The 20,075-nt window shown below is 52.3% G+C and carries 17 protein-coding genes; 8 read left to right on the forward strand and 9 right to left on the reverse strand.

What is annotated here, in order from left to right; all coding sequences use genetic code 11:
• Nucleotides 1-64 precede the first annotated feature (64 nt).
• On the reverse strand, nt 65-1,039 hold the full coding sequence (locus tag FUA23_RS00915; protein WP_147928819.1) for a CotH family protein: 975 nt from the start codon (nt 1,037-1,039) through the stop codon (nt 65-67).
• A gap of 401 nt (nt 1,040-1,440) precedes the next feature.
• On the opposite strand from FUA23_RS00915, the gene FUA23_RS00920 reads away from it, so the two are divergent.
• Entirely contained in the window at nt 1,441-1,926 is a 486-nt protein-coding gene (locus FUA23_RS00920; RefSeq protein ID WP_147928820.1) for a DUF4190 domain-containing protein, read from the forward strand.
• 102 nt (nt 1,927-2,028) lie between these two features.
• On the forward strand, nt 2,029-4,665 hold the full coding sequence (locus tag FUA23_RS00925) for a M14 family zinc carboxypeptidase (protein WP_147928821.1): 2,637 nt from the start codon (nt 2,029-2,031) through the stop codon (nt 4,663-4,665).
• A gap of 123 nt (nt 4,666-4,788) precedes the next feature.
• Here the strand turns inward: FUA23_RS00925 and FUA23_RS00930 are convergent, their stop codons facing one another.
• Nucleotides 4,789-5,229, reverse strand: a complete 441-nt coding sequence (locus FUA23_RS00930; protein ID WP_246143960.1) for a single-stranded DNA-binding protein — start codon at nt 5,227-5,229, stop codon at nt 4,789-4,791.
• 582 nt (nt 5,230-5,811) lie between these two features.
• On the opposite strand from FUA23_RS00930, the gene FUA23_RS00935 reads away from it, so the two are divergent.
• Together FUA23_RS00935 and FUA23_RS00940 are read left to right on the forward strand one after the other, a co-directional pair.
• Nucleotides 5,812-7,506, forward strand: coding sequence for a PA14 domain-containing protein (locus FUA23_RS00935; protein ID WP_147928822.1), 1,695 nt, complete (start codon nt 5,812-5,814; stop codon nt 7,504-7,506).
• Nucleotides 7,507-7,555: 49 nt separating this feature from the next.
• Nucleotides 7,556-9,466, forward strand: a complete 1,911-nt coding sequence (locus FUA23_RS00940) for a plastocyanin/azurin family copper-binding protein (protein ID WP_147928823.1) — start codon at nt 7,556-7,558, stop codon at nt 9,464-9,466.
• 14 nt (nt 9,467-9,480) lie between these two features.
• Here FUA23_RS00940 and FUA23_RS00945 read toward each other — a convergent pair whose 3' ends face one another.
• The 4 genes from FUA23_RS00945 to FUA23_RS00960 form a co-directional block, all read right to left on the reverse strand.
• Nucleotides 9,481-10,356: a hypothetical protein gene (locus tag FUA23_RS00945; protein ID WP_147928824.1), complete on the reverse strand. Its 876-nt coding sequence runs from the start codon at nt 10,354-10,356 to the stop codon at nt 9,481-9,483.
• The gene (locus FUA23_RS00950) at nt 10,353-11,243 is read right to left on the reverse strand and encodes a hypothetical protein (protein WP_147928825.1); all 891 of its coding nucleotides are present in this window, start codon (nt 11,241-11,243) and stop codon (nt 10,353-10,355) included. The genes FUA23_RS00945 and FUA23_RS00950 overlap by 4 nt, the downstream gene beginning before the upstream one ends.
• 156 nt (nt 11,244-11,399) lie before the next feature.
• Nucleotides 11,400-11,819 (reverse strand): UPF0158 family protein, encoded by a 420-nt coding sequence (locus FUA23_RS00955; protein WP_147928826.1) that lies wholly within the window; start codon nt 11,817-11,819, stop codon nt 11,400-11,402.
• 521 nt (nt 11,820-12,340) lie between these two features.
• Entirely contained in the window at nt 12,341-13,738 is a 1,398-nt protein-coding gene (locus tag FUA23_RS00960) for a type III PLP-dependent enzyme domain-containing protein (protein ID WP_147928827.1), read from the reverse strand.
• A 309-nt stretch (nt 13,739-14,047) separates the two neighbouring features.
• On the opposite strand from FUA23_RS00960, the gene arfB reads away from it, so the two are divergent.
• Complete coding sequence (gene arfB / locus FUA23_RS00965) at nt 14,048-14,449, forward strand: alternative ribosome rescue aminoacyl-tRNA hydrolase ArfB (RefSeq protein WP_147928828.1); 402 nt, start codon at nt 14,048-14,050, stop codon at nt 14,447-14,449.
• A gap of 134 nt (nt 14,450-14,583) precedes the next feature.
• Nucleotides 14,584-15,078 (forward strand): DUF2452 domain-containing protein, encoded by a 495-nt coding sequence (locus tag FUA23_RS00970; protein ID WP_147928829.1) that lies wholly within the window; start codon nt 14,584-14,586, stop codon nt 15,076-15,078.
• Between the two features lie 42 nt (nt 15,079-15,120).
• Here FUA23_RS00970 and FUA23_RS00975 read toward each other — a convergent pair whose 3' ends face one another.
• Entirely contained in the window at nt 15,121-15,930 is an 810-nt protein-coding gene (locus tag FUA23_RS00975; protein ID WP_147928830.1) for an anti-sigma factor, read from the reverse strand.
• 3 nt (nt 15,931-15,933) lie between these two features.
• On the reverse strand, nt 15,934-16,596 hold the full coding sequence (locus FUA23_RS00980) for an RNA polymerase sigma factor (protein ID WP_147928831.1): 663 nt from the start codon (nt 16,594-16,596) through the stop codon (nt 15,934-15,936).
• Nucleotides 16,597-16,682: 86 nt separating this feature from the next.
• Here FUA23_RS00980 and FUA23_RS00985 point away from each other — a divergent pair, with 86 nt between their 5' ends.
• Entirely contained in the window at nt 16,683-17,615 is a 933-nt protein-coding gene (locus FUA23_RS00985; protein WP_147928832.1) for a lytic transglycosylase domain-containing protein, read from the forward strand.
• Nucleotides 17,616-17,749: 134 nt separating this feature from the next.
• Entirely contained in the window at nt 17,750-19,234 is a 1,485-nt protein-coding gene (locus FUA23_RS00990; RefSeq protein ID WP_147928833.1) for a GH3 auxin-responsive promoter family protein, read from the forward strand.
• Nucleotides 19,235-19,409: 175 nt separating this feature from the next.
• Here FUA23_RS00990 and FUA23_RS00995 read toward each other — a convergent pair whose 3' ends face one another.
• Nucleotides 19,410-19,991, reverse strand: a complete 582-nt coding sequence (locus tag FUA23_RS00995; RefSeq protein ID WP_147928834.1) for a Crp/Fnr family transcriptional regulator — start codon at nt 19,989-19,991, stop codon at nt 19,410-19,412.
• Nucleotides 19,992-20,075 lie beyond the last annotated feature (84 nt).

A 20,075-nucleotide genomic window follows, 5' to 3' on the forward strand; every position in this document is an offset into this window, starting at 1 on the left:
ACCATAATTTGGTAGACAGTTGTACCTAATACGTAGTTGGTCCTCTCTCTGCTTTGTCTCAAAACTACTCTACAAGTTTCAGCAGATGCTTTTCGTTTTCGAGTAATTTGTAAAAATCGCTGACCCGTCTGAGCAGACGTTTCTGGTCCCGTTTATGGAGGCAGGGGTGCTCATTGATGAGCGCTTCCGTTTTCTCTCTCTGCGCCAGAAAGTGCGCTGCAGCGCTGGAAATCTCATCTTCGGTTACTCTTTTACCGAGCCACTTCGGCACGTAGATCGTTGAAATGCCTAACTCTTCCCGCGGAACAGCGTAGTGGGCCCCCACGAAACCCGAATAGTCGAAGTCGTAGGGCACAGGAATGAAGTCGTTCGTCCCTTCCGGGCAGACAAACTTGAGGTTGTGGAGATTGAACACGTGCCAGTCGGTGTTCAGGATGAGGTAATTGAACAAACACATGTTGACGTAAGCTTCGCGGTGCAGTCCTCTGGTACTCATCTTATTTACCTCAAGGACTTTCGCGTTGAAGCGGGCCTCCATCTGCTCGTCGTGCTCTACCAGAAATGCTTTGGTTGTGTCGCCTTTTCCGAGGTCCAGCCCGACGGCGAGTGTCCGGTGGGTATAGTTGCTATAAACGGCGTGGAGGTCGTAAACCAGTTTCTCCCGGGTGAGGTAGCTTTCGCCCAAACTGTTATTGGTACACTGGAGTACGAACTTGAACTCGTTCAGGTCGCTGAACCCCGCAGCGAGTAATTCGTCTTTTCGCAGTTTCAACTTAAGCGAGGGGTTCTGGCACACCTCCAGGCGGATATTCCCCCGGCTGCGGAGTTTGGCTTCAAAGGTGAGCGTTGAGTCGCCAAGCGTGAGATGAACCGTCGCGGGTTGATAAGCTTTGTCCATTTTTCTGCGGACAAGACCGTTCCAGTCTGTCTCTATCCGGAAAACGACGGTGTCATTATCAGCATGGAGGACATCAAAAAGAGAAGGCTGGCCAACCAGGACAACCGGCAAAAGGAAGAGCAAAAAAGGTAGAAGACGCATAGGCTTTCCAATGATTAGCGTCCAATAAAGGTACTATCGCCAGGGGGCACAACGGGCGTAATCCACCTGAAAATCAATGCCGGAACCCTTCTGCACGCCTCCAAACGGAGTTTTAGTTTGAGAATACACCCTCTGCGATCGACTTCCTTTACGGATAACCGGGTGCCAGCATAAGCCGCTGTTGCTTAGATTTGGGGTTGAAACCATACTACTGTAAATTTTTGGTTCCCTCTCCGCTGAGCCTCAGGCAAAGCTTGCCGGAGAGGGCGTAGGGTAAGGTGGAAAATCAAAAATGTCCAGTAGTACGGAGTGAGAACACACATTTACCGTCGCCGACTCACCAGAGGTCAACCCCTGTGGGGGAGGGCAGCGGAGGGCCCCCGCGACCTATTCCTTCATTTATGCGCTATCTGCTTTTTTTGATCGGTATCCTTTTCGTTACGTCATCTTCGCTCGAAGGGGCACTTGCCCGGCCGGTTCAACCGGCCGTTGTCGCCAACGACCTGAGCCGCGAGGCGGTCGAAAATCAGTTGGGGCGGAAGCTCAGATTCAGGGAACGAGTTGCACTCGGCATCGTTCGGGGGAAAGCCCGCAAACAAGCCCGTAAACAGCGCAGGCAAGGCTCCGACGGTACTGTGGTTGACGGTCTCGCACTCACGAGCATGATCCTTGGTATTCTCGCGTTTGTAGGGGTTGCCTTCGGTGGGTTCACACTGTTATTTGCCCTCGGTGCACTTGTGCTGGGAATTGTCGGCCTGGGCCGGATCAAAAAATCATACGGTTACCGAACCGGCAAAGGCTACGCCATTGCGGGGATTGTCCTCGGTGGTGCTTGGTTGGTTTTGGTGCTGCTGATAATAAGCATCATTCTACTGGCCTTTAACTGATGTAACCGCGCAGTATCAGCCGCGTATTGCACCTGCGCCCACGCCCGTATCGTCTCATAATCGCTTACTCTTTCCTACATTACGCTCAAATACACCCACTGAATGAAATTTAAATTATTACTCCTCCAGCTTTTTCTTGTTTTGTCTGTGTTGTCGGCGCAGTCCGACGTGTACGAACGGCTGCCGTTAACGACCGGTTCGAGAGCAGACCTACCTTCTCCGGCTGAATTTCTGGGTTACGAACTGGGACAACGGTTTACGGAATACGCCCGCTCAGTTGAATACTTCCGGATGTTGGCGGAGAAGAGCGACCGCATAAACATCGAAAAGTACGGCGCAACTTACGAGCAACGACCATTATTGCTCCTGACGATCAGCTCGCTGGAAAACATGGCCAGGATTGACGAAATCAAAGCAAATCAGAAGACTTTGGTGGCGCGCACGCAGGTGCAGGGCAAGGATAAAGAAGAGATAAACCTGGATCGCCATCCGGTCATCAATAGCTACAGTTACAACATTCACGGTAACGAAGCGAGCAGTACCGAAGCTGCTATGCAAGTCGCCTGGGAGCTTGCTACTACCAATGACCCCGTAATGCTGGATGCCCTCCGGAAAACAGTCAATCTTCTGTTTGTTTGCATCAACCCCGATGGCCGCGACCGTTACGTTTACTGGGCCAATTCTGTTGCCCGCCAGACCGGCGGCGAGGAACCCCGTGATCTGGAGCATTATGCTCCATGGCCGAATGGCCGAACCAATCACTACTGGTTCGATCTTAACCGGGATTGGGTATGGGGTGTCCACCCCGAGAGCCGCGGGCACACTACAGCCTACCAGGAATGGATGCCACAGGTACACACCGACTACCACGAGCAAGGCTATGACGCCAATTACTTCACCGTGCCCGGCACTACACCGCGCAATCTGTTACTGCCAGATGCCTACGAAGTTTGGGCCGATACCTTTGGCCGTGCCAACATCACCGAATTCAACAAGAAAGGCCTCAGCTACTTTACCCGCGACCGTTTCGATTTCTACTATCCCAGCTACGGGTCCAGCTATCCTTCCGTAATGGGGGCCATCGGGATGCTGACCGAACAGGGCGGGATTGGCGGACACCGTGCCGTCGAAACCGAAGACGGTTACGTACTGACGTTCCGCCAGCGCGTCTACGATCATTACACCACTAGCATCGCTCAGGTGAAAGCCGCCGCGCGCAACCGCCGCGAACTGATTGACTACAGCCTGGAAGCCTGGGATCCCCTCAATTCCAAATCCGATGTGAACGCCTACGTGATCGAAAACGACGGCTCGGAATTCTTTGAAGATGTACTGAAAATGTTGCTGCTCAACGGCGTCGAAGTACTCCGGACGAAGGAGACTGTATCGTCTTCTGCGATAAACTTCAGGGACGGAAAACAGAGCAACCGCTCTTTCCCCGCCGGTAGCCTGATCATCGGAACGGAGCAACCACGCCACCTCTTCGTCAATTCAATTCTCAGCCGCGACCTCCAGATCGAAGACAGCGTTATGTACGACATGTCGACCTGGTCTGCTCCCCTGGCGTACAACCTGGAGGCCTACAGCGTTGCTTCTCCCATTAGCGTAGATACCGAACCGGTGGTTTGGGAAGATAAAATCGGGAAGGTTATCACCATCGGTGATGCTTCCGACCGGGCCTACGCCTATGTGATCCGCTGGAACCAACGGACAGCGCCTAAGGCGCTCGCGAAAATCTGGAAGATGGATTACCGCGTGCGCGCTGCGCACGAGCCTTTCACCGCCGACGACGGCACCGCCTTCCCGGCGGGAAGCTTAATTGTTCTGGCGGGGCGTAATCCGGATAAAACCAACATCGATGCTGACATGCGTCAGCTTGCACAAGCCTTCGACGTAGACATTCACCGCCTCGCCACCGGAAGGATGAAGGAAGGAATGGACCTGGCCAGCACCCGGAACTTTCCGGTAAAACAGCCTAAAGTCGCACTTCTCGTTGAGCCTCCCTTCAATGTGTACACCAGCGGTCAGATATATTTCCTCTTCGACTGGGAAACAGAACTGCCCGTAGACAGGATTCGTGCGTCGACGCTGATGCAGACGGCGATACCGAAATTCGGCTCGCGCTACGGCCTCGCCGACCTGAACGACTACGATGTCCTCATCCTCCCTGAAGCACGAAACCTCGATGATGTATTCGGGCAAGATGAGCAGCGGAAACTGAAAGACTGGCTCTCGGGCGGAGGCACCATCGTCGCCGTAGGTTCCAGTGCGGAGTTCTTCACCAAAGAATCCGGCTTTCTGAAACCGCAGGAACTCAGCAGACCTGAAGACGAGGACAAAGAAGGAGCCGCTGCTCTCAACTACAACGAAAGAACGGATTACTTTGGTAAGAAACGGATTCCGGGATCGGCGCTGAACGCTACAGTCGATGTAAGTCACCCGTTGGCCTTCGGGGTGAAGTCTGATGTGTACACACTCAAGTTTGGCAATACGGCGCTGGTTCCGGATGCCAGCCTTCAGAGTGTTGGTCGCTACGTGCCGGAAGGGAACGAACTTCTGGCTGCCGGTTATGCCTCCCGGCCTAACCTGGATTCTTTAGCGGGCAAAACATGGGCGGGTGTCCGTCCTTACGGCCGGGGCCGCATCGTTTACTTTATCGACAACCCCCACTACCGGATGTTCTGGCGGGGACCGAGCCGGATGATGCAGAATGCAGTCATGGTGGTTCCGGGGATGTAAATACAAAAGGGGCGTAGCCAGCAAGCTACGCCCCGTACGTATCGCAAAACACGTTTGAAATTGGATGAAATTGTAATCTGCTGTTAAGGGTTTTGTCTCCGGGTGTCTACAACCGGACCAGGCTTAAAACGGAACCTTTTCGGTCTTTTTTTTGCGGCGGGCCGGAGCTGGCTTGGCAGCTTTCTGTGGCTGCTCCTCCAACTCGGCTTCAGCTTCCTGTTGCTTACCTCCACTCAGGAAGGTGAAGCTGTGGGCGTGAACTTCAGCGGTATTGCGGACCTGATCGTGCTTATCGATCCACTTGTTGTAGCGCAGGGAACCGGCGATGCAGACCTGGCTGCCCTGGTCGAGGTATTTGCCGAATACATCGGCAAGTTTGCCGAAGGCAACCACTTTGTGCCAGTCGGTTCTGGTTTGACGGTCTCCGTTTTTATCGCGGTAGGTCTCGTTGGTTGCCAGGGAGAAGGTCGTGACGGTGAGGCCAGCTTCGGTGGTACGCACTTCAGGAGCGGAGCCAAGGTTGCCAATAAGGGTAAGGGAGTTACGAACTTGCATAGAAGCCATAAGAAAGTATGTTTATGAACCGCGTTGGTATAGTTGTTGAAAACGCGGCCCGGTTGGGTAAGAGCGCCACAACCATAAGCAGGTATCTGTAAGTGATATCCCTTTCATTCGGTGACGATGCAAAGGTGGGGCGGAGTAGAAGTGCTAGTCGTCATTTATACGTATACTTACGTTTATATGCGTATGTAAACGTTTTTATACGTATAAATACGGCTTAGTTTGCTGGTTGTCAGTTAACTGTCAAATTTCGTCTCGTTTCTGTTTTTTTGAAATATTTTTCTTGTTTTTATTCTTTTCACCCTTTTAGGCAGCAAAGAGTACAGCGGAATACACAGACAGGGCCTGAGGGCCTGCCGGGTATTCGAATGATGGTACAAATCATCCTCGGAAAAATGGTATTCGACGGCAATCGATTGCAGCCAAAAAGCCATTTTACGGAGGTTTTTGCTGTGCCCCGGCTGCTACTATATCAATCACTTTCATCCTTGCCACGAATGGGTAAAACAGGTGTTCAAAGGCAGTAATCATTAGGAGTCCGGGAGATTATGTTGTTACTTGGAATCCGAACTTATCAAACAGATCATGCACAGATTTCTTCCTCTCTTGTTGTTATTATTTACTGCTTGCGCCAGCGACCCTCTGGAACTACACGTTGCGGATGTTGACTGGTCAGGGGATGACGACGTACTCACGCCGGTCGCTTCTCCCGAAGGAGCATTGACGCCAGGCTCCACCGAACTGTTGCCAGCGCACGAAGACCTCAACCTGAAGTTCTCTTACCGGATCAAAGAAGGAACCAGTGCAACCTTGCTGTTGCAAAACAAATACGCGATCGGACTTCCTGATCTGTCCGTCAAGGGCGGAGAGCCCCGCATCGTGCCTTCCGCGACGCCTGGTATCTGGCAGGACGCCGAGATCGTTTTTATTGCTCCTGAAGAAGGCTCTCCCGCCATCCTGCCTGCGGTCTACCTGAACGGAACCCTCGTATACTACCAGCAGGAGTTTTCCGCAGATGATGCTCCGCAAGGCCCGCTGACGCTCACCGTCGAAAACGGAGAATTGGAGATCAAAGATGTTCGCAAATCGGATGAAGGAGGCGTAAGCTCAAAAATCGACGCAAATGGGGTAAATCTGAACATACCTCTGCTGCGCTACGAATACTTTGAACTCTCAGACAGCCCCGACAGGCTGACCGACTGGAAAGAGACTCCCGTTCTGAAAACGGGCTACATCAACCGGTTCGACCTGCCAGCCATCCGCGAAAGAGGCAATGGGTATGCAATTCGTTTTACCGGTAAGCTGCAAATTCCGAAGGCGGGGGAATACATGATCTCCACCTTCACTCCTTCCTATTTGAGTGTTTTCATTGACGGTAAGGAAATCATCAATGATTTTGGCCCCAAAAAAGGAGCACGCAGAGCAGAGGGCATGATTGAACTTACGGAGGGCGTACACGACTTCCGCTTCGAATACGTCCAGCCCGGAGGCTGGGGCTTCGTTAACGTAAAGTATAAAGCCCCGGGAGAAAAAGGGGAGAAGTTTCTCAATACCATGGGGGGCGAGAAGGTCATCGCAACTCCCGGTACGCCCAATCCTCAGAAACTGGAAACGGATGAGTATCCTTATCTCCTGCGGAGTTTTCTGTTCTTTCCGGCTCCGAAAGTGTACGAAGCCGCTACGAAGCGGACCCACGTGATCTCAGTCGGCGAAGCCGACGGACCGCATTACTCCATTGACCTGCAGAACGGGGCATTACTACAAATGTGGCGCGGAGACTTTGCCGATACCCATGATATGTGGGTGAGCCGGGGAGAACCCCAGGTGATGCGACCTCTTGGTCCGGCAATTTCGCTCGACGGCACACCACAGTGGGCCGCTATCTCCCGTGACGGCGATTCCTGGCCGGATGCGATCGCTGATGACGCTGACTTCCGGCACGCCCGGCATACCCTGGATGCGGCCGGCCGGCCCACATTCGAATACACAATGAAAGGCGGGCATTCTATGACCGATAAACTTACTCCTACGGACAAGGGCCTGCTTCGGGAATTAACCCACAGCGCGGGAGGGAGCACTACGATATACACCCAGATTGCTGCCGGACGCGAAATTACCGAGGTCGCCCCGGGTGAATACACCATGCTCGGCCCCGGCCTGAAGCTGAAAATCGAGAGCTACGATGGTACACGCCTGGTACTGCAACACGCCGAGGGTAAAGACCGGCTGCTGGCCGAACTGCCAGCCAAAGGGCACCTCACTTACCTGATCGAATGGTAATCCTTAATCCCGGTTCTTTAGTCGATCACCAACCAAAATGAAAATAACAATGCGTTCGCTTACCCTGATTTTTACCATTTTTTGCACCTGCGTCCTCGCCGCCCAAAAAGAAGCTGATTACTACACGATCAGCAAAATATCGATACCCGAAAGTATCAAACTGGAGGTAGGTGGGATGGATTTTATGCCCGACGGCCGCCTGGCTATTTGTACCCGCCGTGGCGAGGTCTGGCTGGCCGCTGATCTGGAAGACCAAACTACGTGGCAACTTTTTACCCGCGGACTGCACGAACCCCTGGGGCTTACCGTCAACGACGGCGCTATCTATGTTTCTCAGCGGGGAGAGGTTACTAAACTCACGGATACTAATGGCGATGATCGGGCCGACGTATTCGAAACCGTCTACGAGCTTCCCCTAACCGGCAATTACCACGAATACCACTATGGCCCGCTCTTTCTGTCCGATGGCTCCATGCTGGCTACCCTGAATGTGGGCTGGGAAGGCGGTGGTGTAAGCAGGGTTCCGTGGCGTGGCTGGATGATGCGCTACGACCCGGCAGCTAAAAAACTAAAGCCCTACGCAGCTGGCCTCCGTTCTCCGGCCGGCTTCGGGACCAACCCCGAAGGCGATGTTTTCGTAGCCGAAAATCAGGGAGACTGGATCGGATCCGGGCGCATTACCCACCTCGTGGAAGGTGATTTTGCCGGGCATAAGGCCAGCCTGAACTGGGCCGACCAACCTGACTCGAAGGTAACCGTCAGACCCGAAGATATTCACGATGACTATGGAACCATGTACGCCGCACATCAGAAAGTACCGGGCCTGAAACAGCCCGCAGTCTGGTTTCCGCACGGTATTCTGGGTATCTCGACCGCAGCGATCATCGCCGACAGAACGGAAGGTGGATTCGGGCCGTTTGCCGGTCAGCTTTTTGTTAGCGATCAGGGCCAGAGTAAGATCATGCGCGTGGCGCTGGAGAAGGTCGAGGGCGAGTACCAGGGAGCAGTATTCCCCTTTCGGGAAGGATATAGCTCAGGACTGTTGCGCCTTGACTTCGACGCAAACAACACACTTTGGGCCGGGCAAACCGCCCGGGGATGGGCCGCGACCGGCGGGAAGGAATTTGCCCTCGAAGGGCTGAAGTGGACGGGCAAAGTACCGTTCGAGATGCATGCGATCAGGGCTACGAAGGAAGGTCTGGATGTGACCTTCACGAAGCGCGTAAATCCCGTAGGCGTAAAACCCGGTGCTTTCAGCCTGCAGAATTTTACCTATAAATACCACAAGAGTTACGGTAGCCCGGTCATTGATCTGGAAGAAAACGAAGTTACTTCAGCCACGTTGCTGCCCGACGGTAAGACGGTACGTCTGGTCCTCGGAGGGTACCGGCCAGGATACATTTACGAGGTTAAAGTGAAAGGCCTTCGGTCTGCCGATGGCACAAACCTGCTACACGACTTTGGCTATTACACGCTCAATGCAATTCCCGGCGGCGCGGGCGCAGGTGCAATGGCTGCCGAAGGTGCAAAAAAAGACCTTAAGGCATCGCCGAAGCGCCCCGTGGAAATGCCCGCTGCCTGGAACGGAGAGTTCGACGTAGACATCTTGCTCGAAACAGAGCACGGGATGAAGTACAAGCAAAACTACCTGACGGTGAAAGCCGGAAGTAAAGTGCGCTTCACTTTCCGTAATCCCGACGATATGCAGCACAATTTCGTACTGACCAGCGGTAAAAAAGGAGATAAGGTCGGTCAGAAAGCAGGAGGTATGGGCCTTAAAGGCATTGCTAAGGGCCACATCCCCGACATGCCCGAGGTCCTGGTTCACACCAGCCTGGTAGAACCGGAAACCGAGGAAGTGATTTTCTTCGAAGCTCCGGACAAACCGGGTATTTATGAGTTCGTATGTACCGTGCCGGGCCACTATCAGCAAATGCGCGGGGTACTCAAGGTGGAGTAAAGGTTGACCGCCGTTCAGCTACGGCTGATACGGAGATATTCGATGGGCTTAGCCCCAAATCCCTGAAAAAACAAGGCTACCCCCGGCAGGTCTGATCCTTCGAAATCGAGGATGGTGTCAGTACCAGCATAAGCCCGGATGATGCCGTCCAGGAGGCGGGGCATGCCGTGCAGGCCAAATCCAGCATGGCTGCTGGCCGCCAATAGGTTAAAGATCCGGTTGCCGTGATGTACCAGCACCAGCGCTGCTATAGTTTTTCCCTCATCATCGGTTAGGTGATAGCATTGTCCGGTTTTTTGGGTGATAATATGTCTGGTAAGTTGTTTCAATGCGCTATAGTCGGTCCTGCTTAAGTTGGCTTTGGTTCCGGTATGTTCCTGAAAGAAGGAAAGGAATTCGGCAATGGGCCATTCCGCCAGCGTTGTAACGGGGGAGTCTCTTAGTTTTCGGCGGAGGTCTCTGCGGTAACCGCGGGCAATAATCGGGTAAGGAGGATTTAGATCCAGTTCATGATTTGTCCGGGGAGTAGAAACCCAGTTCTTAAGTACTCTGGTTGCTGGCCAGGGTGGATAGATAGCCAGCTTACGCACATGGTAATACTTCGGGATTGCATTGAGTAGAAGATCGAGATCCCCGGCTTGTAAATCCCCGAAGACCCCCTGGTGCTGGGTAAAGGGCGCTCCGTTGATTAGTTTGAAAGGGCCGATGCTGTTGCGGTGCGGCAGGGGCATCACGGCCCGGTAATCATCGAGTACCAAGCCAGACCAACGTTGGTTGGTAACTGCATCCAGCCACCAACTGAGCCCGTAGGGAGCGCTGCGAACTGCCCGGTCCCACCGTTGGAGGTTGAGGTCGTTGCGTGAGAGCAGTTTTACTAGAGTAGGTTTCATTGAACGGTAAGGTATGGCCGTCTTTCCGGACCGAAGTAGCTAAAGAACCGGGCGACTCCGGGAATGTCAGACCCCTCAAAATCGAGATAGTTGCCCGGGCCACGGTGACGTTTTATGATTTCGTCGATAAGGAGCGCCATTCCCTCGCGTTCGTAACCGAGAGCGGTGGAGACTGGCATCAGGTTAATGATGCGGCCGTTGTGGTTTGGAAAGAAGCCCGTAGCCAGCAGTTCGCCCGTTTCGCTTTGCAGTTGGTAGCAGTGGCCGGCATTGTGGTTCATGGCGGCGTGGATAAGGGCGCGGGCGCAGGTGAAGTGTTTCGCTTTAAGCCCGGCTTTAGGGCCTATCTTGTCCTGATAACAGGCAACCACAAGTTCCGCGTCGGCTGGCAGTAAAACCGCCGGGCTGTGCTTCCTGATTTTGCGGCGCAGGCTTTTGTGGTAGCCCGTCCGGATGGTGTCGAAGTCGGGGCTGAGATCGAGTACGAAGTTAGTCCTGAGGCTCGTAGTGTACGGAGGGGGAACATCGGCCGCAACCACGTTTTCGGTAAGTGGCAGGACGAATGAATTCAATCCGGAGGGTAAGTTGCCAAAAACATCGGGCACATCTCCGGGGAGCAGGTTCCCGAAGGGGCCGCATTGTTGCGTGAACGGCGGTCTTTGCACCTGCGGTCGCGCCTGGCTACTGAACGGGCGGCGCAAAGAAAAAGGCTCGCGGGGAAGGGCCATTACGGCCCGGTAGTCATCAAAAACCAAACCGTCCCATCTGCCCGGACAAACAGCATCGAGCCACCACGAAAAACCATACGGAAGATAGGTCGGATCATCCGCCACCGCTTTATTCCAGCGTATGGTGTCTATTTCTCCATACTTGAGGTAGCTTACCATCTTGGGGGTCTGTAATGCTGTATTCCGCCAGCTGCGGTACCAATGTCTGTTGCAGCCTTGTCCCTTGCCTTCCAGGGATTAAGTGACCAGGGAGTGGTGCAACCCTGCCGGTCACATTGATCGGGGCAGCACCGGCCCGCTGCGAAATACTGGCAGCTATTCGGCAGCCAGGGCTTTACTTACATACTCGCGGTAGCGTACCTGCCGGTATTCCCGCCACTTCTCATAGTTCTTAGGAAACTTATTGAGCTCTCCCTTAAAGGTCTGGAATGGACGCGGACGTTTGAGGGCGTAGGTGAGGGCTTGCCACAGTTCCTGATTACGTACGCGATCGGTGAAGTCTTTCATCACCTGAATAGCGTCTGGAGTGGGCATTCTCTCGATGTGAATATAAGCGTCGGGATCGGTGGAAATATCCTGCATTATAGCTTCGAAAACTTCCGGATCGGCACGAACGTTACGCTCCGGGTCATCGGCAATCAGCATCCGTCCGTGTTCGCGGTGGATGTAGACTTCCATTCCCCGGCGAATAGCGGTAGCGGCTTCGTTGATTTCGGCGTCACTTAATTGGGCCATTTTGGTTTTTGTTTAATGCTTTACGGGTAGTCGTTGTTTATGAGGATTGGGCACTCCGAAACAAGTCCGGATGCCAACGGGAGTCAGATGGCTTGCGCAAATATGCGTTCGTTTTGACCAACTGCCAAGTTCCGGGCCAATCCGTCCTGATATTTTTCTGCATTGTTACCTTACTCAAAGCAGTGAATTGCAAATATGGGGACTTTTACCTTAGAAAGGTTCGAATTGGCCGTGATGACGCTGCACGCCATTTTTATTGTCGGTTACGGCTTTACAGTGCCAAAGTCAGTAAATCTGAATCAGTTGTTCCCCAACTTGCCCGCTCTGAGGCCGGAGACACCCTCTGCGCTGCCGCACAGGGATATAAAATTCTCAGATCCGGCGGATCGGAATTACAACAGGAATAGTATCAGGCAGGGTTTTGCAAGCAGGGGTTGTAACAGGAGGGAGTTGATAAAAACGCTACGCGTTTTATGTTGCAACTGCCAGTCTGTTTTAGCATCGCACTACACGCCCTGGTTTTAGTAGCCCAATATCTGCAGCATGCTCTCAGCGGTCTGCTTGGGGTGCAGAACCCGGTCTACAAGGTTTCCTTCTTCGTCGAGGTCGATGATGATGTGCTGAGGACTGGGGATCATACAGTGCTTGATGCCTCCGTAGCCGGATATATTGTCCTGGTAAGCACCGGTATGGAAGAAGCCGAGGTAGAGCTTCTCTTCGTCGGTTTCTTTGTTTACGGGCAGGTAAACCTGGCTTTCGTGAATTTCAGAGTTGTAGTAATCCGAGTTGTCGCAGCTTAGTCCTCCGATGTTGACACGGTGGTAGTTGTTGTCCCATTTGTTGATGGGCAGTAAAATGAAACGCTCACCGATGCCCCAGGCATCGGGTAGGGTAGTCATCAGGGAGTTGTCGATCATGTACCACATCTCCGAGTCGTTCTGTTGCTTCTGCTCCAGGACGGAGAAGATGGTCGCACCAGACTCACCTACGGTATACTTGCCGAACTCGGTGTAAATGTCAGGTTCGGGTACTTCGATTTCTTCGCAGGCTTCAAGGATGTTGGAAACGATCTCCCGAACCATATACTTGTAGTCGAACTCAAAACCGAGGCTGTTCCGGATGGGCATACCACCACCGATGTTGAGCGCGTGCAGTTGTTCACTCTCCTGTTTCAGAGCGCCGTAGAGTCTGACGGCCTTTTTCAGTTCGCCCCAGTAATAAAGGCTGTCTTTGATGCCCGTATCGACGAAGAAGTGAAGCATATGGAGTTCCAGCTTAGGGTTGTCCTTAATTTTTTCGTTGAAAAGCGGAATAACATCCGCGCCCCGAAGCCCAAGTCTGCTGGTGTAGAACTCGAAATTCGGTTCTTCCTCGGTTGCTACCCTGATTCCGATCTTGGCTTTTTCGTTTACGTGCTTAGAGTAGTAGTCGAGTTCGTGGGCGTTGTCGACTACGGTAATGAGGTTTTCAAAGCCATCGTTAATCAGGCCGGTGATGGCCTGCAGGTAATTGAGGGGCTTGAAACCATTGCAGACAATGGTGATGTCTTTGGTGATTTTCCCACGTTCAAGAAGCCGCCTGATCAAATCTACGTCGTACGCCGAGCTGATCTCCAGCTGAACGCCATGGTCCAGTGCTTCCTCTACAACGTGGGCGAAATGGCTGCTTTTGGTACAGTAACAGTAGTGGTACTTGCCGGAGTAGCCCTGGCTGCGCATAGCCCTGCGAAAAAGGTTTCTCGCTTCTTTGATCTTGCGGCCAATACTGGGAAGATAGGTAAGCTTCAGCGGTGACCCGTATTTCTTGATCAGGTGGATCAAGGGGATATTATTGAAGGTAAGGTACCCGTTCTCCAGATCGAATCCGTTCTGGGGGAAATAGAAGGTTTGATCAATAAGATCAAAATACTTGTTAGCCACCGGCGATATCAGTTTTGCGGGGCGAAGATAGTCGCTGCAATCTTATCGGACTGTGTCCGGTCGAAAATTTGTTGGGGCCGTGGGGTTATCCGTCCAATGGTGTGAGGACAGGGGGCCAGGGACTCAATCCACCTGTCGCGTTGTGCTCCTGCTGTGAAGGCTGCAGGTGACAGGGGCGCGACCGCAGGTGCAATGGCGGTTGCGGAGGGGCAGGGTGCTCATCCGGTTTTGCCCGAAACTTATTCACCGAGCTAAACCATTAGGGAGTGTGCTGCTTTTTAAGAGCAGAGAGAATAACCGTAACAACGTATGAATTGGCCTAAAATCCGTGAAGAAATTGAACTCCGCACTTCCCGCAGTAGTGGTGCCGGAGGGCAGCACGTAAATAAAACGGAAAGCAGGGTAGAGCTGGTCCTCGATCTCCTGGCCAGCGAGGCCTTCTCGGAGCGGGAACTGAAAAACCTCCGGTACCACCTGGCGAAGCAGCTCGACGCTAACGGTCGTATTTCAATCGTGGATCAGTCGGGGCGCAGTCAGCACACTAACCGCAAGCGTGCGTTGCTGAGGCTGAAGGAAATGCTCGAAAGAGGAGCGCGGCCCATTCCCAAACCACATAAAGGGAAGGCTTTTGTTGCCAACAAACGAAAACGTCTGGACTGGAAAAAGAAACGCGGAGAGCTAAAGGCTTCGCGGGGTAAGAAGTGGATTTAGGTTTTACCACCTTCGTGAATACCGAAGGAACTACTGCTTTAACCGGGTTAATGCACCTGCGGCCGCGCCTCGTAACTTATTGTCTGCCGCGTCTTATTCCCAACAATTTCAGCGCATAGCCGTTACTCAGCAATATGGCGCAAAAAGACCAACCTAAGGATACAGATAACCAGCGTAAAACGACTCCGGCTGATGACTTCATTAACCCGATCGATGCGGATAAGATTGCCGAAAACCCCGGTTTGCTTCCCTATGCGCACGAACGTGGCGGAGCAACCATCAAGCCCATGGATGCCGGTAAGATGAAAGGTCTGGCAATGTCTTCGATGTACGAGCAAACCGATATGCAGCTCGACCAGATAAAGGCTCAGATCGAGTTGCTTGCCCGCCAGGCCAATGAAATTCAGAACCGGATGACGATCAGTGAGCGCATCTACGAGGCCGAAATGGGCATCGATCCCATCATCGGGCGGACTTACTTTTTATACCGGAACAAAAAGAAAAAACACTTGCTCAGTATGGTCAGCCCGGCTGAGTGGGGGCCACGCATCCCTTACGAGTATATTGCTACCGTAAAACTACTCGGGGATCACACCTGGGATATTCTGGAGCGAAAAGAAGAAATTTGATTGTGGGTGGTCTGCTTGACGTAACTACTGCTTTCGGCTTCGTTAACCTACGTTGCCGATAACCTGCAGCTGGCTAAGATCGGGGGCGGGCTTACCGCCTTCATCCTCGAGGGTAATGGCAAATGCCTGTACCCCGGTAAGATAACTTACTTCAAGAATTACGTCTCCGGCCAGGTTGGTCGCTAAAACCCCCAGGTCTTTTGGCCCGTCGCCATCTATGGCCCACAATTGGTACTGCTTGCCGGTGGGCGGTGGCGGCAGATTGGTAGCCTTGAAAAGGGTTTTTTCAGTAGCCGGATTGTAGAAAACGATGGCACTCTTTTCGGGAGTATTCTCTGAGCCGGCAAGAATGATTTCCTGCGTAGACGGGTTGGTCAGATCGTTGAGGAACTGCTGGGTAGACCGGAGGGTTTGTTGACTTTCGTTGCAGTCTTTTTCCAGCTTGTCGTACCTGGCTTGTAGTACATTCAGTTTTTCTTCCTGGTTTCCGGCTTGCAGGAAGAAATAAACGAGGCCAAGGATACCGACGATCGCCACGATCCAGGGGAGGATGCTGCCGATGAGTCCGCGGCTGGCCTTCTCGGCGGGGACCTTCGGAACTTCATCCGTAAGTTTTTCGGATTCCGGAGACAGGCGGGTTTCGGCCAGAAGGCGATCCAGGATGTCGGGGTTAACCTCCGGAGCATCGGTCATGGCAAATCCTTCCAGCGAGAGTTCAATCTGGTCGATTTCGGCTTTAACCTCCGGGAACCGGGCAGCCATAGCCTCCACCTCCCGCATCTCTGCAGGTTCAAGGCGGTCCAGAACGTATAGTTCCAGTATGCCGGAGGTTATGTATTGCTGAATATTCAAAACTTAAAAAGATAGGTTAGATAAAAGAGATAACAACGTAAGCCACACCATTTCATTTTGCAGGAGAGTGCGAAGTTGAGAAATGGCACGGCGCGCCCTGGTCTTGATCGTACCCAACGGGACGTTCAATTCCTTGGCTGCTTCAGACTGGGTGTAGTCCTGTAGGTAAAGCAGGTTGATAATGGGACGGTGATCCTCATCCAGATTTTTTAGCAAAGAACTCACACCGATGTGCTCGACGGAGGGCGTTTGGCTCATTTCCTTGCGTCTACCTACGATGTCATCTATCTCATCGGTTTTGTTGGACTTACGATAGTTTTTAGAGCGAAGTTTGTCGATGGCGGCATTACGTGCGATCCTTGCCATCCAGGTAAAAAACCTGCTTTTAGAGGCATCATAGCGGTCTATATTGTTCCAAACCTTCAGGAGGACATCGTGTAATACCTCTTCCGCGACCTCCTTTTGCGGTAGCACGGATTGAATGATCGTCATCAAAGCTCCGGAATAAAATTGAAAGAGCTGACGCATACCCTCTTCGTTTCGCTGCTGTAGCAAACGGAGAACGATATCCTGTCTTTCGTTAGATTTAGTGGGCTTCATTGACAATCGGGCATCTTCTTTAATAGTATCAGAGCGTGACAGAAGAGATGCAAGTTCGACAAACATAGGTAAAAACCCCAGATTAAATTCCGTTCTTTAAATAATCTACCGAAAAAATGCAGGTAACTTCGCGCCCCTAAAGTTAGATCCTTATGAAACATTTACTTACTGGCCTGGGCATAGGCATCGTATTTCTAACTGGCTGGCTGGTTTTACTGAGTTCCGAGCGTGCCGACACAACGGGCGGGCCTTCATTTGCGCAGGAAATGAGCTCTGCCGACAACCTTCAGTTGCCACAAAGAGTAAGAGGAGTAGACCTGGACGGCCCTTTCACGTTTGCGGGCGAGACGATTCCGGTAGACAACTTCGACGTACGGGAACGACTCGATCAGGAGCTACTCCGCAACGCTTATTTTCACCGCAATACCATCATGCTCCTTAAACGGCAGCAGCGGTATTTCCCGACGATTGAGCGCATTTTGGCGGAAGAAGGCGTACCCGACGACCTCAAATATCTTGCTGTAGCGGAGAGCGGCCTTTCCAACGCAACCAGTGTAGCCGGAGCCAAAGGCGTCTGGCAGTTCATGACGCCCACAGGGAAAGGATTCGGATTGGAGATCAACGGTGAAGTCGATGAGCGTTACCACCTCGAAAAAGCAACAAGAGCAGCCTGTAAGTACCTGAAGGGGTATTATGAAACGTACAAAGACTGGCGGTGGGTAGCTGCTGCTTACAATATGGGCGGGCCTAACGTGAATAAGTGGAAAAGCAGACAACAGGCCGAAACAGTTTTTGAACTCGACATAAACAGCGAGACCATGGCCTACCTGTTTCGCATCGTCGCCCTCAAAACCATTCTCAAGGATCCGCTGGCTTTTGGTTACGAAATTTCTCCCGAAGAACATTATCCACCTCTCGATAGCTACAAGTCCATAACCATCACCAAAAGTATTCCGGACCTGGCGGATTTTGCAAAGCAGCAGGGGACCTCCTACCGGATGCTTAAAGTTTACAATCCCTGGTTGATCAGCGGTTCACTCACAGTGTCTTCGGGGAACAGTTATGAAGTTAAAATTCCGGTTTAGTTCCGGAGGAACTGTGCTTCAGCGAGCCCGGAGGGGAAACCCTGCAAAGGCGCGCACGCAGGTGCAGTGCACGGGTAGAGGAACAAGGTGAGCGCTGCCGCGTTATTACCTTATATTTTAAGTTAACCAGCATAATGAAGTCATACTTACTCAAGCCTTACGCGCATTTCGTCCGTCGTCAGGTTCGCAACGTTAGTGAGCGCGCAGTACTTGCGCAGCAGGAAACCATGGGAGACCTGGTCAGAACCGCCCGCGACACCGCTTTTGGTAAAGACCACGATTTTGCCTCGATCAGAAATTACGACGATTTCAAAGCGCGCGTCCCCATCGGCGATTACGAGTACTTTAAGCCCTACGCCGACCGCATTAAAGCTGGCGAAAGAGACGTCAGCTGGGTTGGCCGACCCAAATATTTCGCCAAAACGAGCGGGACTACCAGCGGCGTAAAATACATCCCGCTCACCCGTGAGAGTATTCCGAATCACTTCGGGACGGCCCGCAATGCGCTGTTCAACTACATCGCCGAAACGGGAAAGAGTAAATGGCTGGATGGCAAAATGATTTTCCTTAGTGGTAGTCCGGAAATGGACGAAACGAACGGCATCCTCACGGGCCGGCTATCCGGAATTGTAAACCATCAGGTTCCGGCCTGGCTGAGGACCAACCAGCTGCCCAGCTACGAAACGAACTGCATCGAAGACTGGGAGACCAAACTGGAGAGAATCGTCGATGAAACCATCAACGCCGATATGCGCCTTATCTCCGGTATTCCACCTTGGGTACAGATGTACTACGAGCGCCTGCTGCAGCGCTCGGGAAAGTCTACCATCCTTGAGCTCTTTCCCAACCTGGAAATGTTCGTCTACGGAGGCGTAAACTTCGAACCCTACCGGGATGCGCTGGAGGAGCTGGTCGGCGGCCGCATCCCCAGTGTTGAGACTTACCCTGCCAGTGAAGGCTTCATCGCCTTTCAGGACAGCCAGCACGAGGAGGGTTTATTGCTGAATGCAGATTCAGGCATCTTCTTTGAGTTCATCCCTGCCGGAGAAATCTTCGATGAAAACCCTACCCGACTCAGCCTGGGGCAGGTCGAAACAGGCGTTAACTACGCCATTATCCTGAATACCAACGCCGGGCTTTGGGGTTACAACATCGGGGATACCGTTCGCTTTGTAAGTGTGGAACCTTACCGTTTGGTGGTCACCGGAAGGATCAAGCACTTCATCTCTGCCTTCGGCGAGCATGTTATTGGCAAAGAAGTGGAACTGGCTATGGCCGAAGCCGCTGCTAAACACAATGTTCGGGTTACTGAGTTTACGGTTGCTCCGCAGGTTTCACCTCCGGAGGGTGGGCTGCCTTACCACGAGTGGTTCGTAGAATTCGACCGTCCGCCGGTAAACGCAGAAGCTTTTTCCCGCGACCTGGATGCTGCGATGACCCGACAGAACATTTACTACCAGGACCTGATTAAAGGGGCCATCCTCAAACCGCTGGTAGTCTCCCCAACCAGAAGCGGTGCGTTCCGCGATTACATGAAAAGTCAGGGGAAGCTTGGCGGGCAGAACAAGGTGCCACGGCTCAGCAATGATCGCAAAATAGCGGACGGGTTACAGCGGTAAATTCAATGGAGTACGGTAGCCTCTAACTGAGGAATCAAGGTGGATAGCCAATCAAAAGATCGGCTATCCGAGAGACACTTGAACAACACTTAAATAGTTTATATACTTACGTACGATAATTCCGCTAGCAAAGCTACGGAGGAGACCTGTTTTTAAAGTTGCCATATGTCAACTCCTACCGGTCCAGGCTTTGTTTTCTTTTGATTCTGCTGAGTGAGTGAGGTGAAATGCCAATAAAGGAGGCTAAATGAACCGCAGGGACATTGTTAACGATATTTGAATATTTCTCGGTCATCAGTTGGTACCCCTGAGTTCCGTTCAGATGGATCAGTCTGCGCGAGAGCAACAACTGATCCTGCATGTGTCGCTTGCAGATGCGATTGACCACCTCGTTCCAGAATGGTATCTCGCGCTTCAGGGATTCATATTGGCAACGCTCAAAGATGCGGACCTTCGTTTTTGTCAGTGCTTCAACGAAGCCTTCGGTGGATATCTGCTCCCAGAAACTGGTTAGGTCAGTAAAGAAGTCGCCGGGCTCCAGAAACATCTCGGTTTTAGCTTCTCCTTCTTCATTAATCGAAAAATAGCGGAGTATGCCTTCTTCCAGGTACCAGACGCAATTACTTATTTCAGGTGCCTTTAGCAGCAAACTCCCTTTCGGATAGATTTTTATACAGGAGTGGTTCTGTATTGATTCCTGGTGCTTCTGATTAACCGAGACATGCTCCCTGAGCAGGGAGAATAAATCTTTCTTCATAGTGAGTAGTTTTTTTTAGTGCAGGTAAACGCGTATAACAATGTTCTTACAGCGACTACAAAGCAGTGTTCTTTATGTTCAGGG

Origin of the sequence: Neolewinella aurantiaca (genome assembly GCF_008014675.1) — a bacterium.
In the GTDB taxonomy this organism is placed as follows: domain Bacteria; phylum Bacteroidota; class Bacteroidia; order Chitinophagales; family Saprospiraceae; genus Neolewinella; species Neolewinella aurantiaca.

Coding starts and splice junctions, on each gene's coding strand:
- FUA23_RS00915 (WP_147928819.1), bottom strand. CDS start 1,039: ATGCGTCTTCTACCTTTTTTGCTCTTCCTTTTGCCGGTTGTCCTGGTT.
- FUA23_RS00920 (WP_147928820.1), top strand. CDS start 1,441: ATGCGCTATCTGCTTTTTTTGATCGGTATCCTTTTCGTTACGTCATCT.
- FUA23_RS00925 (WP_147928821.1), top strand. CDS start 2,029: ATGAAATTTAAATTATTACTCCTCCAGCTTTTTCTTGTTTTGTCTGTG.
- FUA23_RS00930 (WP_246143960.1), bottom strand. CDS start 5,229: ATGGCTTCTATGCAAGTTCGTAACTCCCTTACCCTTATTGGCAACCTT.
- FUA23_RS00935 (WP_147928822.1), top strand. CDS start 5,812: ATGCACAGATTTCTTCCTCTCTTGTTGTTATTATTTACTGCTTGCGCC.
- FUA23_RS00940 (WP_147928823.1), top strand. CDS start 7,556: ATGCGTTCGCTTACCCTGATTTTTACCATTTTTTGCACCTGCGTCCTC.
- FUA23_RS00945 (WP_147928824.1), bottom strand. CDS start 10,356: ATGAAACCTACTCTAGTAAAACTGCTCTCACGCAACGACCTCAACCTC.
- FUA23_RS00950 (WP_147928825.1), bottom strand. CDS start 11,243: ATGGTAAGCTACCTCAAGTATGGAGAAATAGACACCATACGCTGGAAT.
- FUA23_RS00955 (WP_147928826.1), bottom strand. CDS start 11,819: ATGGCCCAATTAAGTGACGCCGAAATCAACGAAGCCGCTACCGCTATT.
- arfB (WP_147928828.1), top strand. CDS start 14,048: ATGAATTGGCCTAAAATCCGTGAAGAAATTGAACTCCGCACTTCCCGC.
- FUA23_RS00970 (WP_147928829.1), top strand. CDS start 14,584: ATGGCGCAAAAAGACCAACCTAAGGATACAGATAACCAGCGTAAAACG.
- FUA23_RS00980 (WP_147928831.1), bottom strand. CDS start 16,596: ATGTTTGTCGAACTTGCATCTCTTCTGTCACGCTCTGATACTATTAAA.
- FUA23_RS00985 (WP_147928832.1), top strand. CDS start 16,683: ATGAAACATTTACTTACTGGCCTGGGCATAGGCATCGTATTTCTAACT.
- FUA23_RS00990 (WP_147928833.1), top strand. CDS start 17,750: ATGAAGTCATACTTACTCAAGCCTTACGCGCATTTCGTCCGTCGTCAG.
- FUA23_RS00995 (WP_147928834.1), bottom strand. CDS start 19,991: ATGAAGAAAGATTTATTCTCCCTGCTCAGGGAGCATGTCTCGGTTAAT.